At 65.6% G+C, this 288-nt stretch carries 1 protein-coding gene; it reads right to left on the bottom strand.

Annotated features, from left to right (window positions below; translation table 11 throughout):
- On the bottom strand, positions 1–288 hold a 288-nt coding region (locus MKZ87_RS28880; RefSeq protein WP_323873479.1), incomplete at both ends, for a hypothetical protein.

Raw genomic sequence — 288 nt, forward strand, 5'->3', positions numbered from 1 at the left:
CAGCCATTCCTGTTCATGGTTGATATCGCGCAGCACGCCAGGATCGTCATCCAGACAGGCGAAGACGGCGAACAGGCCGTCGCTTTGCGCCCTGGCGTTGTCCAGCCAGTCCCGGGTGCCCTGACCGTCCCATGGCTCGGCGCTCCACTCGCCGGGCGGCTGGTCGCTGGCATCGGGGTGTTGAGCGAGCACCTTGTTGCGCTCGCGGATCCGGTGCATGGCATCGGTGTAGGCCTTGATGTTGGCCACAGTCGGATCCTTCAGCAGTGTCGCGCCGAGGGCGTCGGT

The sequence above is a fragment of the Pseudomonas sp. MCal1 genome (genome assembly GCF_026341415.1).
In the GTDB taxonomy this organism is placed as follows: Bacteria; Pseudomonadota; Gammaproteobacteria; order Pseudomonadales; family Pseudomonadaceae; genus Aquipseudomonas.